The organism is Sphingobium cupriresistens LL01, assembly GCF_001046645.1.
GTDB lineage: Bacteria > Pseudomonadota > Alphaproteobacteria > Sphingomonadales > Sphingomonadaceae > Sphingobium > Sphingobium cupriresistens.
Genome location: NZ_KQ130436.1, coordinates 390,561 through 403,745 on the forward strand (window position 1 = coordinate 390,561; position 13,185 = coordinate 403,745).

The window sequence follows — 13,185 nt, forward strand, 5'->3', positions numbered from 1 at the left end:
TCCCGACTCGAACGAGGACTAATGCCCTGTCTCAGGAGAGAAATGCGATGAACCTGGAAGCTCCCACCGTCAGCCTGCATATCGGTCATGAGATATTGTCGTCCGGTTCGGGCGGCTGTTACGATCATGTCAGCCCGGTCACGGGGGCGGTGCAGCAGAGCATCCCGCTGGCCGGTCCCGCCGAAATCGAACGCGCAGTCGCCAAGGCGGAGTCGGTGCGCGAACGATGGCGCCGCACGCAGCCCGAAGAACGACGCGCCATTCTGAACCGGCTGGCCGACCTGATCGAAACCCATGCGCAGGATTTCGGCAAGATGGCCGCGCTGGATGGCGGCACGCCGTTGATGATGGGAACGGGCAGCGTCGGCACGGCGGTCGCCTGGACCCGCTATTATGCCGGATGGTGCGACAAGTTGTCGGGGGAAATGCTCTCCACGCTCGATACGCGCGGCGAATTTTCCTATACCATGCCCGAACCGATCGGCATCGTGGGCATCATCATCACCTGGAACGGCCCGCTCATATCGCTGGGCATGAAGGTCGGCCCGGCGCTGGCGGCGGGCAATTGCGTGATCGTCAAGCCCGCCGAACTCACCCCCTTCGCACCCGAACTGTTCGCGCGACTGGCAAGGGAAGCGGGAGTGCCCGACGGCGTGCTGTCGATCCTGCCGGGCACGGCGGAAGCGGGCGAAGCGCTGGTGCGGCATCCCAAAGTGGGCCTTATCACCTTTACCGGCGGGCCCATCACCGCACGCAAGATCATGGCGGCGTGCGCCGACCGGATCAAACCGTCGATCATGGAACTGGGCGGCAAGTCGGCCAGCCTGCTGTTCCCCGACGCGGACATAGACGCAGCGTGCGAGCGGGCGATTTTCTGGACCATCGGCATAATGGCGGGCCAGGGTTGTGCGCTGCCCACCCGGTTGCTGGTCCATGCCGATATTTACGACGCGGTGGTGGAAAAGCTGGCCGCGATCGCCAGCCGGTACAAGGTCGGCAATCCGTTCGAGGAAGGCACGCAGGTCGGGCCGCTCATCAATGCGGCGGCGGTGGACCGGGTATTGGGCATGTTCGACCGGGTGCGATCGGAAGGATCGGGCCGGTTCGTCATGGGCGGAAACCGATGCGGCGGGGCATTGGCAAAGGGCAATTATGTCGAGCCGACGATCATCGCCGATGCTGACCCGGACAGCGAGATCGCGCAGGTCGAGATTTTCGGGCCTGCAATCGTCGTCATGAAATTCCATGACGAGGATGAAGCCGTCGCCATCGCCAACAATAGCGAATATGGGCTGGCCGCCTACATCCAGTCCAATGACCTCAAGCGCGTGCATCGCCTAGCCGAGCGACTCCATGCAGGCGGCGTCTATGTGAACGGCGCCACCCAGATCAATGCACACACACCCTTTGGCGGGATCGGCATTTCCGGCTTCGGCAAGGAAGGCGGCAAGGCGGGGATCGAGGAATTCCTGCATTACAAGACCGTCACCATCGCCTGAACCCGCGGACCAAGCAGAAAGACCCGACATGACATTTTCGATCGATCAATTTCGGCTGGACGGCAAGGTAGCGATCGTCACCGGCGCGGGCGGCCGGGGCAATAATATCGGCCGCGCCTATGCGACGGGACTGGCGGCGGCCGGGGCGGCAGTGGTGGTCGCCGACATCAATGGCGAGGGGGCGACATTGGTGGCCGACGAAATCGTCGCGGCGGGCGGCAAGGCGATAGCCGTGCAGGTGGACATTACCGACATCCCCGCCGTCGACGCCATGGTCGCGGCGGCGCAGGCGGCGTTCGGCGGCGTCGACATATTGGTCAATAATGCGGCGCTGATGGTCGAATCGGTCGGCACGCCCTTGCTGGCCATGCCGGTCGATGCGTGGCGGCGGCTGATCGAGGTCAATGTGCAGGGCGCGGTCAATTGCTGCCGCGCCGCCCTGCCCCTGCTGGAAAGGAGCGGGAACGGGCGCATCGTCAACCAGTTGTCGGCAGGCGCCTTCCCGGCGCAGACGGCCTATGGCGTCAGCAAGGTCGCGATGCTGGGGCTGACGACCACGCTGGCGACCGAACTTGGTCCCAGGGGCATCGCCGTCAACGCCATCGCGCCGGGCATGACGCAGAGCGATGCGGGCAAGATGCTGACCCCCGAAGAAGGGCCGCTGGTCGACATGATGAAGATGCGCATCCCGTTGCGCATGAAGGGCCAGCCCGACGAGCTGGTCGGCGCGCTGCTGCTGCTCTGTTCGTCGGCGGGCGGGTGGATCACCGGCCAGACCATCAATGTCGATGGCGGATGGGTGCTGCGCAACTGAAAGGCGCAAGACGCGGCTTAAAGTGACAAAGGCACCGCAAAAGGCGGGCGCGTCTGTCACCTTATGGCATGTTTGGCGGCGGGGACGGCGCGTCGCGGATGGCGGCGGCGACCAAATGGCGCGCTACGCCCTGATCCAGCGTGAAGGCCCCGCCGCGCGTGATGCGGATGATGGTGTGCCCATCGAGCGCGCGGGTCATCGCGACGTCGAACATCCGCGCCCGCCCGATGTCGATCGCCTGGTCCCAGGCGGCGGCGAAACTGTCCGCGCCCGGCCGCGCGCGCAGCCGATAGGCGCTGGCTCGCGTCATGTCGACGGCGCGCACCGCCTGCCCCACGGAACCCAAAGCGCCCAGCGCATCGATGAAACGCCGCTGCGTCCCCGGCGTCCAGCCATCATGCCGCTGCCGCGTGAGCGGGACCGGGGTGAAGGTGATGGCGATCTGAGACGAGTCGGGCGTTGTCATCCGACAGTGTGAAGCAAATCAAATCCTACATTGGAAGTATTTTCTGGTGGGCGCGCGATGGGAGGGCGAAATCGGTTGGCGGATCGGCTCAGCAAGTAAAGCCAAGCTTTTCCCTTTTTCCGCTTATAATCCGCCCTGCGCGCCCTTTGCGCCTCATTGGGAGCTGGCGCACAAGGCAATCTACGCACGGTCGGCATCCCCAGCATCTTTTCCCAATCCATTTTCAAGCGCGCGGGCCGATAAAGGATGCCATTCTTTTGAGGGACGCGCGCGCTCTACAGGGTATAGCAGGATGCCCCGCTCACCCCCGACAATCTCAGCCTCCACGCATGTCTTCGACTGAGGATGCCGCGCAATCGCAAATCGCCGGACGGCGCTGCGCCAGCCTGGCAAGGCCACATATGAAAGTCTCGATCAGATCATTACCCGCGTCGGTCAACTGCAAATGGATGCGCCTGCCATCCTGGGGATCGTTTCGCCGCGCAATCAAACCCAAGTCTATCATCCGGTCGATATGGCGAAGCGCAGTACTGGTGGGCGCCCTGCTCGCTATGCAGGCGCTCGTGACCGACACTTGATGTCCCGTGCCCGCCGCTGCGTAGAGATCAATTAATATATCCCATGATGGATCAAAAAAAAGGTTGGGAAACGCCAATTCACGTTTCCGCCGGAGTTTGAGATAATGTGTCGCGACATCTGCGAGGTCATCAGCAGAGGACGAACCCGCAGATGGTGAACCTTTTTCCATGATCTTCTCCTGCGTAAAGAGAAGTATCCACAGTCCAATGACATTACAATCGCGAATTACACCGATCAGGACAAGCGCTCGCGCTCTGGCCTTCCAATAAATCCAAACCCATCTGTAGATGGACCGCTGCATCCTGAAGATTTAACAGGTCACAAATGTCGAGAGCTTCCTTGACGCAAAGCACAGCCTGCTCGCGTGACGTGAGAATATGATCCGGATCAGACGCCGCCATATTCGCTGCTTATAGCGCGCGTCTGCATTTGGCGACTCAAATTTTCGGCCAAACAATCGAGCCAATCGTCGCACGCAGGCCTATCCGAAGCAAATAGAATGTCGCATTGGCAAAATATTTACGGTTAATTGAAAGTAAATAACTTACTATTTCGGCGTAAACGCACATCAAGTTGCAATGTTCCAAAACAAATGGCTCTCATTTTGGATTAGACTCACCAAGACAGGGCCGTGCACCTCATGGATAAACTGCCAGAGCTTGGGATGTACTGCACATGCGAGCAGATCCTCTAGCTTCATTGGCAACGGGAGAAAGTCCATGGCTATTTTGAATGTTGATGTAGGCGATAGCGACGTAGTGATCGATGGTACGGATACGTCCGACGCCGACAACACCATCAACATAACTGCCCTCGGATCACATAGTTTGACCGTCGATGGGGTGAGCGCATCCATCGAGACTATCGTGCCCGTAGGCATTGGATCCAGCCCTACGTTCGCGGCCATTAATGGCGGCAACCTTTCGATCGACTATGGCAGCATAGGCGCGTCGGTGCTGTCCGGCGTAACCTATGAAGTGGGCGATACCTCGTCCATTTCGGTCGAAGGACCAGATCTTCTGGGATTGAGCCTGGGCACGCAGACAGTGAATTTTTCGGGCAGCGGCGCTGGGTCCTTTTCCTATCAAAATGGTCTGATTGACACTGTCACATCCATGAACGTCACCGGCTTCAGTTGGGGAGACAGCCTGGCTGTCGACGGCTATAACTTCGGCGATTTCACCTATGACAGCGGCACTGGCAGCGCGACGCTCACCTTCGAAGAAGGCGGCCTGCTGGGCGGCAGTTTCACCTATAATCTGGAGAATATTTCGCCGGAACTGGCGGCCGCGATCGTCGCCGATCCAGAGAGCTTTTTTGTCGACGGTGAATTTGTGGCGCCGGTCTGCTTCTTCAAAGGTTCGTTGATCCAGACCGACCGCGGCCCTGTGGCCGTGGAACACATCCAAGTCGGCGACAAAGTTCAAGGCCTGGGAGGCCTGCGCGAAGTGCGGTGGGTCGGTTATCGGCACGACTGGATTCGCCGCATTCCCGAAGCCAGTCGCATCAAATTCTGGCCGATCGTCATCTCGAAAGACGCCATTGCGCCGGATGTCCCCAACGCAGACCTGCGCGTATCGCCATGGCACCATCTATATGTCGATGGGGTGTTGGTCCGGGCGAACGATCTGGTGAACGACAAGACGATTTTCCGCGACAGGACCGCGCAACATCTGTCCTATTATCATGTCGAACTCGAATCTTTCGATGTGATTGAAGCACAAGGTCTCTATTCGGAAACCTACACCGACGGCGGCAACCGGGAATTCTTCCAGAACACCAATGTGACCCAATTGACGCCCGATGATCGCATCCGGCGCAAGGGCGATCGACCTGGTTTCCACGCGGTGCGCGAAAAGGACCTGCGCGTCGCCCTTCGTAAACGCTATGAGCAGCGCGCCGATATGCTGCTGGCAAAGGACGCCCCCGCGCTGCGCCAAAGCGCATGATGCAAAGCCGGCGGCGCCTTGCCCCCCAAGGCGCCGCCGGCTCATCGCCCAGCATTTCCATTTGATCGATCACCGCCGGGCCTTCGTGGCCGGATCAGTACGCGAAAAGGGGTGAATGTGTTCAACGACAGCAACATCATCGTCGCCAATTGGCCGCGCGACAAGGCCGTGAAAAATAATTGGGGCGACAAGCTCAATCGCGAACTCATCAGCAAACTATCTGGCCTTCCGGTAGCGCATCTTAAGGACGTCATGGGATGGGAAGATAGACCTGTATATCGGGTGATCGGCAGCGGGCTGGCGCGCATGTCGCCCAGTGACATCATTTGGGGCATGGGTTTCATTGACGCGGTCACCACGCCGACCAAGGTAGCAGCGCAGTTTTGCGCGGTGCGTGGTCCTAAAACGCGAAAGCGTCTTATGGATTTGGGCGTTTCATGCCCCGATGTCTATGGCGACCCCGCCCTGCTCTATCCTCTGCTTTATCGGCCGGACATCGAACAGATATATGACTATGGCATCATCCTTCATTGTCGCGAAGCTGGCGTCATTGAGCCGGTATCGATCGCAACGAACAAGAAGGTGCTCCATATAGATATTCAGGCGGGTATAGACGAGGTCGTCCAAAATATCCTGTCATGCAAGTCCATCATATCCAGCTCATTGCACGGGATAATCTGCGCTCATGCTTATGGGGTTCCGGCATATTGGCTTAAAGCCAGTAGCTTGCCGTTAGGCGACGACTTCAAGTTCTTAGATTATTTCGAGTCTGTCGGCTGCCATGACGTTCAACCCACCACGCTGGATATGAGCCGGTTCTTGAAATTGGGCACGCTAATGGAACCCAGTGAACCCCTGGTAAATGGAGCCAGGCTGATTGATGCGTGCCCGTTCATGTCGATTGCCCGGAAGCGGGCTTGGAAACGGGAGATGAATCGAGCCAAGACAGCGGGGCACCGCGGCGTCATCTTCCACTGAGGTGACCGCTCTCAGCCAAAATCCGTCGGAAGCGATGGGACAGGACAATGCGGGTGGGCGGCCGTCCTCCATTCAAGTTTTTGCGTGTCCGGTATCTGCCAAGAGCAAATATTTACGACTACTTTCAGCCGGTAGCCAGGGACGTTATCATTTCGAGGCAGGGCCGGCTGCGCTGCTGGATCGCAGCGCCCGTTGGCCAGATCATAGCCTGCTTCATATTCATTGGGAGGAATTTCTCTTCAAAGGCTGCGCCAATGTGGCGGAAGCCGAAATGGCTGTCGAGCATTTCTCCAGGAAAATCAAAGCCTACCGGGCAACGGGCCGCCGGCTCTTGGTAACGATCCACAACCGCTACCCGCACGTCATTCCATTTCGCGTCTGCTTTCTCAATGCCCGTGCATTCCTATTGCGCGAGGCAGATGCGATAATTGTGCATAATGAAGCGAGCGCAGTTGCGATACGCGAAATGTTCGGGGTTGCAGTGGAAAATATCCACAAAGTACCGCATCCCAGTTCTGTCGGCATTTACGAGCGTGATGCCGACGTCCTGGCGCAACTGGAGCAAGGGCCTGACCCGGAATTGCTCATTTTTGGAAGAATTCGTCGGCAAAAAGGAATTGCCAGAGCGCTGACTGTCTTAACGTCAGGCTTTCTTGCCTCCCAAGGCCTGACCTTGAATATTCTGGGTCAAGGCGAAGATGCCTCTTCCCTTCAAATCGAGTTCGCTGATCGCCGCGACGTACTGTGGAAATTAGGGCATGTTCCCGATCTTGATGCGCTGCAACATATCCGACGGGCGACATGCTGCATTTTGGCGTATGAGCAATTCCTGACGTCCGGCGTCGCTCATCTCATTTTGTCGGCAGGAGGCATCTATGTCGCACCAAGAGAGAGTCAGCATTTGGAGCTGCTGCCAGCCATCAACCATCGATTTCTTTTTCGCCCGGATGATGACAATGATTTCAAACGAGCTGTGAGGGAAGTGCGCGCTCTGTCGCACGACGATCGCAGGGCCTGTTGCATGGCGAATTATCGACGCGCCCAACAACTTGCGCCGTCCAATATTGGCCATCGGCTGGCTAATATATATGAGGCGCTGCTTCAAACCACGCTCAGGACTCACTGATTCCAGAGGGATGATGGCGGCGTCGGTAGCGGGAGGGACTCATGCCGGTCCAGACATGGAAGGCGCGAGTGAAACTGCGCGGTTCGGCATAGCCCAAGGCGGCGGCGATCGCCTCCACGCTGCGGCCGGTGCTGGCGAGGTCGCGGGTGGCGAGGTCGCGGCGGACATTTTCGCGGATGGTGGTCAGGCTGCTCCCTTCCCCGCGCAGGCGGCGGCGCAGCGTGTCGGGGTGAAGGGCGAGCGCGTGCGCCACGCCGTCCGCGCCCATGGCAGGATCGCGGGCCAGCATCAGCCGAACCTTGCGGCCAAGGGTGCGGTCGCTCGCCGGGATCGACATCATCGCCAGCGGCGCGTCGCGCAGCATCTGCGTCAATTCGTCCCGGCTGCGGCGCACCGGGCCGTGCAGGGCCGCTGCGTCCATCGCGATGGCGCGTTCGCCCGCATCGAAGCGCCGCGGACAGGGGAAGAGATATTTAAACTCCTCGAAATAGGCGTCGGGGCGCGGATAGTCGAAATGCGCCTCCAGCATCGGCACAGTTTCCCCGGCCAGCCAGCAGGCGAGGCGGTGCCAGATGATGAGCCAGAATTCGCTGAAATAATGGGTGGGGTCGCGCGCCGGATCGGCGAAACGGACGATGACGCGCAGCCGGTCGCCTTCGTCGTGCAGGCTGGTGTGAATATCCTGGCTGGCGAGATTATAGAAGCGAATGGCGCGGCGCAGCCCGTCGGCCACGCCAGGCCCGGCGAGTGCGGATTCGCAGGCAAAGGCAAAGGCGCCGAGGGGCATGGCATGGGCGGTATAGCCCATATATTCGTCGCCGAGCGCGCTCCAGATGCCGCGCACCAGCCGCGCCATCATGGCGACGTCGCCGCGCCAGGCGGGATCGTGAAGCTGGGCCGGGGCGATTCCGGCCGACGCCAGCAACCGATCGACATCCACGCCGCGGCGACGTGCGCCGTCGGTGCAGACATGGAAATAATAGCGGTCGATCGTGGCCATGCGGTTTTGCCCGATTTGGTGAGTTTAGATCGCCCATACTGACCTGTTGGCCCGTGACTGGGAAGCCTAGATCAGAGTCAATTCGTTCGGGCGCGACAGGGCGCGCGACGATCGGCAAACCCAGGAGATCATCATGGCCACCAGCATGGAGCATATTCCCGACCGTATCGACACCGGCGTGCAGCGCCGCGAGGAGAGCGCCGCCGAGCGCTGGGCGCGCTTCGCGCCGATCACGACGGGCGATGAATATGTCGCATCGCTGCGCAATCGCGGCGTGACCGTATATCTGTTCGGCGAACTGGTTGCCGAGCCTGTCGATCATCCGATCATCCGCCCGTCGATCAATGCGTTGAAGCGCACCTATGACCTGGCAGTGGAGGACCCCGACCTTGCCACCGCCCATTCCCTGCTGATCGACGCGCCGGTCAATCGCTTCCTGCATATCGTTGGCAGTCCGCACGATCTGGTGATGAAAAACCGGATGCAGCGGCGGATGGGCCAGTTGACCGGCACCTGTTTCCAGCGTTGCGCGGGATTGGACACGATCAGCGTGCTCCATTCGATCACCTATGACATCGACCAGGCGCATGGGACTTCCTACCATCAGCGCTATCTGGACTTCATGAAAGAGGCCCAGCGCAACAACATCATTCTGGGCGCGGGGATGACCGATCCCAAAGGCGACCGGTCCAAGCGGCCAAGCGAGCAGGCCGATCCCGACCTGTTCCTGCATGTCAGCCGCCGCACCGAAAAGGGCATTTATGTGCGTGGGGCCAAGGCGCATATGACCGGCGGCCTCAACAGCCACTGGATCGCGGTGATGCCCACGATGAACATGGGCGAGAAGGACAGGGACTATGCCGTCGTCGGGCTGGTGCCGGGGGATGCGGAGGGCATCACCTATATTTATGGTCGCCAGTCCTGCGACACGCGGGCGATGGAAGCGGGCGACATCGACAAGGGCAATGCGCAATATGGCGGGCAGGAGGTGCTGGTCGTGTTCGACGATGTGTTCATCCCGCACGCGCATGTGCTGATGGACGGGGAATATGGCTTCGCGCAGGAAATGGTGGCGCGCTTCACCGCCTATCACCGCGCCTCCTACGTCTGCAAGACGGGGCTGGGCGACGTGATGGTGGGCGCGGCCGCCGCCATCGCCGACTATAATGGCGCCGACGCCGCCAGCCATGTGAAGGACAAGCTGGTCGAGATGACGCATCTCAACGAGACGATCTTTTCGTCCGCGATCGCCTCCAGCCACGAAGCCAGGCAGTTGCCGTCTGGCATTTTCATGAACGACGCGATGCTGGCCAATGTGTGCAAGCATAATGTCACCCGCTTCCCCTATGAGATCAGCCGGCTGGCGCAGGATCTGGCGGGCGGGCTGATGGTGACGCTGCCCAGCGAACAGGATTTCGACCATGACGTCGCGGGGCCGATACTGAAGAAATATTTTCAGGGCCGGGCGAATGTGCCGATCGAGTTTCGCCAGCGCATGTTGCGGCTGGTCGAGAATATGACGCTGGGGCGCAATGCGGTGGGCTATCTGACCGAATCGCTGCATGGCGCGGGCAGCCCGCAGGCGCAGCGCATCCAGATATTGCGCGGCATGGAGGTTGAGCGGAAGAAGGGCTATGCCCGTGATCTGGCCGGTATCCGGCAGCAGGAGCATGGCGCGGCCTGATGCGCGATCCGTCAATGCTGGCAAAAGGGATGGTCCGGTTTCGACCGGACGATCCTATCATAGTCAATTCGGCGCGTCGCGGCCATGATGGGGCGATGCCGGACCAGTCCGAACGCCAATTCAGTGAACGCGACCGGCGGAAGCATTGCTATCCGGGGCACGCATGGCCAATATCCGGTGCCGATCATCGGACCGGGCCGGTTCATCTACATCATTTCGCAGCGCAGCGCCGAACGGCGGGACATCGCGCAGCGCGCATGTGGCGCGGTCACGCGCCACATGCGCGAGCATATGCTGACGTGACGCATGGTCGCCCCTGCCATCAGAAGGAACGCCCCCGTGACGCATAATCGCCGCATGACGCTTGCCGCCCGGCCCGAAGGCGAGCCGGGACCGGAGCATTTCGCGATGGTCGAGGCGCCTTTCGCTCCGCTGCCGCCCGGCAAGGCGCGGATGCAGACCATCTATACATCGGTCGATCCGGCCATGCGCATACGGATGCGCGCGGGCAAATCCTATATCCCGCCCTTCGCAATCGGTGAGACGGTGGGCACCTATTCGGTCGGACAGATTATCGAGAGCGATTGCGACACCCTGCCGGTCGGCAGCTTCGCCTGGTCCTTTTCGGGGTGGGAAACGCATCCGGTGGTCGGGCGCAGATCGGCCTTTCCGATCGTGCCGGTCGGCGTGCCGCTATCCGCCTATCTGGGCGTGCTGGGCTTTACGGGCTTCACAGCCTGGCTGGGGCTTGAGGATATCGGGCGCCCAAAGCCGGGCGAAACGCTGCTGGTGACGGCGGCATCGGGCGCGGTGGGATCGATCGCCGGGCAGATCGGCAAGCTGCGCGGCTTGCGCGTGGTGGGCGTGACCAGCGGCGCGGCGCGATGCGCCATGCTGAAGGAGCGGCTGGGGTTCGATGCGGCCATCGACCGGTCGGCGGGCGACTTTTCCGCGCAAATGGACCGCGCCTGCCCCGACGGCGTCGACATATTCTTCGAAAATGTCGGCGGGCCGATGCAGGCCGCCATCCTGCCCCGAATGCGGATGGGTGGCCGTGTCATCATGTGCGGCATGATCGCGCAATATAATGATGCGGCGCCCGAACCCGGCCCCAATCTGATGGCGGTCGTCACCAACCGATTGCGGCTGGAGGGCTTCATCGCCAGCGATTCGGTCGATCGGCTGCCCGGTTATCAAAGGGAGGCGGGGGCATGGGTCCAGTCCGGGCAATTGCTGTCGGACGAGACGATAGTTGCCGGGTTGCACAATGGCCCGACGGCTTTTCGCCGGTTGCTGGGCGGTGACAAGCTGGGCAAAACCGTGCTTCAGTTGGCGCCCGATCCATTCGCGCCCGCACGCGCCCTATCATCTGCAACGCCGTGACAACGGCCATGGGAGGCCATATGACCGATATTATCGACAGGAGCAGGGCCGATATGCGCGCCGACATATATGACGGGATCGTTGCGGAACGGCGGTCGGTCCGCGCCTTTCTGCCCACCGCCCTGCCCGCCGACCTGATCGCGCGACTGTTCACGGTGGCAGGGCGCGCACCGTCCAACTGCAACGCGCAGCCATGGATCACCCATGTCGTGTCGGGCGAGACGTTGGAACGCATTCGCGCCGTGCTGCTGGAGCAGGCGAAGGCCGGCGCGCTGGACCCCGACGTGCCGCTGACGTCCACCTATGTCGATCAGTACAAGTCCCGGCGGATCGGTTCGGCGGTTGCGTTGTTCGAAGCTACGGGCGTCGGCCGCAACGACCAGCAGGCGCGCGAAATATCCTTCCTGCGCAATTTCGAACTGTTCGACGCGCCGCACGCCGCCTTTTTCTTCATGCCGCGTTATTTCGGGCTGCGCGAGGCGGCGGATGTCGGCATGTATGCGCAGACGTTGATGCTGGCGCTGACCGCACATGGACTGGGATCCTGCGCGCAGGGGGCGATCAGCCATTATGCCAGCGCCATCAAGCGCGAACTGGGCGTGTCGGACGATCTGATCTGCCTGTTCGGCCTGAGCTTTGGCTATCCCGACGCGGATCATCCGTCTACGGCAGCGATTACCGACCGGGCGCCCCTGTCGGAAACCGTCGTCCTGCACGACTGAAGCCTTCAGGGAATATCGCCATGTCCACGCCTGCCCCCCTTGGTCCCACATCGCACAGTTTCGTGTCGCAACGGCTGCGCCTCAACTATCTGGACTGGGGCAATGCGGCGGCGCCCACGCTGATTCTGGTCCATGGCGGGCGCGACCATGCGCGCAGCTGGGATCAGGTGGCGCAGGCGCTGCGTGACGACTGGCACATCATCTGCCCCGACCTGCGCGGCCATGGCGACAGCGCCTGGTCGCCGGACGGCGCCTATACCATGCCCTATTTCATCTGCGATCTGGCGCAGTTGATCCACCAGCAGGGAGATGCGCCGGTCACCATCGTCGCCCATTCGCTCGGCGGCGCGATTTCGCTGCGCTATGCCGGCCTTTATCCAGAGCGCGTGCGCAAACTGGTGGCGATAGAGGGACTGGGCCTGCCATCGGTGGCGACGGGCATGGGCGTCGACAAGTCTTTCAGCGCGCTATGGCGCGACTGGATCGAGGAACGGCGCGGGCTGGCCGCGCGCCAGCCGCGCCGATACGCCTCGATCGAGGAAGCGCTGGCGCGGATGCAGGGCGAGAACAGCCATTTGAGCGAGGCGCAGGCGCGACACCTGACCATTCACGGCGTTGCCCGGAACGAGGATGGCAGTTTCAGCTGGAAATTCGACAATTATGTGCGCAGCGGCCCGCCCGTGGACATCAGCCCCGCCGAACTCCATGCGCTGTGGGGCGCGATCACCTGTCCGACCCTCCTATGCTATGGCAATGACAGTTGGGCCGAAAATCCCTCCGAAGCGGGGCTGGATGTCCATTTTCGCGATGCGTCGGTCCAGACATTCGACCATGCGGGCCATTGGTTGCATCACGACCAGTTCGACCAGTTCATCGCCACGCTGCGCGCCTTTCTTTAACATCGGCGGCGCTATTGGCCGGGGGACGGCGCAGCGTCATACAGACAAATGATCGAGCTTATGCGGCTGGCGATTGTCGGCCATGC

The 13,185-nt window shown here is 61.2% G+C and carries 13 protein-coding genes; 10 read left to right on the forward strand and 3 right to left on the reverse strand.

Going from position 1 to position 13,185, the window contains the following annotated elements:
• Positions 1-47 precede the first annotated feature (47 nt).
• Positions 48-1,499, forward strand: a complete 1,452-nt coding sequence (locus tag V473_RS18340) for an aldehyde dehydrogenase family protein (RefSeq protein ID WP_066608435.1) — start codon at positions 48-50, stop codon at positions 1,497-1,499.
• 28 nt (positions 1,500-1,527) lie between these two features.
• Positions 1,528-2,313, forward strand: a complete 786-nt coding sequence (locus tag V473_RS18345) for an SDR family oxidoreductase (RefSeq protein ID WP_066608446.1) — start codon at positions 1,528-1,530, stop codon at positions 2,311-2,313.
• A 61-nt stretch (positions 2,314-2,374) separates the two neighbouring features.
• Here V473_RS18345 and V473_RS18350 read toward each other — a convergent pair whose 3' ends face one another.
• Positions 2,375-2,779 carry a hypothetical protein gene (locus V473_RS18350; protein ID WP_066608448.1) on the reverse strand — a complete coding sequence of 135 codons (405 nt, stop codon included), beginning with the start codon at positions 2,777-2,779 and terminating at the stop codon, positions 2,375-2,377.
• A 316-nt stretch (positions 2,780-3,095) separates the two neighbouring features.
• Complete coding sequence (locus tag V473_RS18355) at positions 3,096-3,527, reverse strand: helix-turn-helix domain-containing protein (protein WP_148648446.1); 432 nt, start codon at positions 3,525-3,527, stop codon at positions 3,096-3,098.
• Between the two features lie 490 nt (positions 3,528-4,017).
• Here V473_RS18355 and V473_RS18360 point away from each other — a divergent pair, with 490 nt between their 5' ends.
• The 3 genes from V473_RS18360 (at position 4,018) to V473_RS23680 (ending at position 7,411) form a co-directional block, all read left to right on the forward strand.
• A complete protein-coding gene (locus V473_RS18360) occupies positions 4,018-5,307 on the forward strand; it encodes a Hint domain-containing protein (protein WP_216628557.1) in 1,290 nt (429 codons plus the stop codon).
• A gap of 117 nt (positions 5,308-5,424) precedes the next feature.
• Entirely contained in the window at positions 5,425-6,285 is an 861-nt protein-coding gene (locus V473_RS18365) for a polysaccharide pyruvyl transferase family protein (protein WP_148648447.1), read from the forward strand.
• A 1-nt stretch (position 6,286) separates the two neighbouring features.
• On the forward strand, positions 6,287-7,411 hold the full coding sequence (locus V473_RS23680) for a glycosyltransferase family protein (protein ID WP_148648448.1): 1,125 nt from the start codon (positions 6,287-6,289) through the stop codon (positions 7,409-7,411).
• On the opposite strand, the gene V473_RS18375 is transcribed toward V473_RS23680, so the two are convergent.
• A complete protein-coding gene (locus tag V473_RS18375) occupies positions 7,398-8,411 on the reverse strand; it encodes an AraC family transcriptional regulator (protein WP_066608459.1) in 1,014 nt (337 codons plus the stop codon). The two genes, V473_RS23680 and V473_RS18375, sit on opposite strands and share 14 nt — an antisense overlap.
• A 133-nt stretch (positions 8,412-8,544) precedes the next feature.
• Here V473_RS18375 and V473_RS18380 point away from each other — a divergent pair, with 133 nt between their 5' ends.
• The 5 genes from V473_RS18380 (at position 8,545) to V473_RS18400 (ending at position 13,099) form a co-directional block, all read left to right on the forward strand.
• Positions 8,545-10,095 (forward strand): 4-hydroxyphenylacetate 3-hydroxylase family protein, encoded by a 1,551-nt coding sequence (locus tag V473_RS18380; RefSeq protein ID WP_244884491.1) that lies wholly within the window; start codon positions 8,545-8,547, stop codon positions 10,093-10,095.
• Positions 10,096-10,179: 84 nt separating this feature from the next.
• Entirely contained in the window at positions 10,180-10,398 is a 219-nt protein-coding gene (locus V473_RS18385; RefSeq protein WP_148648449.1) for a hypothetical protein, read from the forward strand.
• Positions 10,399-10,434: 36 nt separating this feature from the next.
• Positions 10,435-11,478 carry an NADP-dependent oxidoreductase gene (locus V473_RS18390; protein WP_169793957.1) on the forward strand — a complete coding sequence of 348 codons (1,044 nt, stop codon included), beginning with the start codon at positions 10,435-10,437 and terminating at the stop codon, positions 11,476-11,478.
• A gap of 20 nt (positions 11,479-11,498) precedes the next feature.
• Complete coding sequence (locus V473_RS18395; protein ID WP_201785551.1) at positions 11,499-12,200, forward strand: nitroreductase; 702 nt, start codon at positions 11,499-11,501, stop codon at positions 12,198-12,200.
• A gap of 20 nt (positions 12,201-12,220) precedes the next feature.
• Positions 12,221-13,099: an alpha/beta fold hydrolase gene (locus V473_RS18400; RefSeq protein ID WP_066608468.1), complete on the forward strand. Its 879-nt coding sequence runs from the start codon at positions 12,221-12,223 to the stop codon at positions 13,097-13,099.
• The last annotated feature ends 86 nt before the right edge of the window (positions 13,100-13,185 follow it).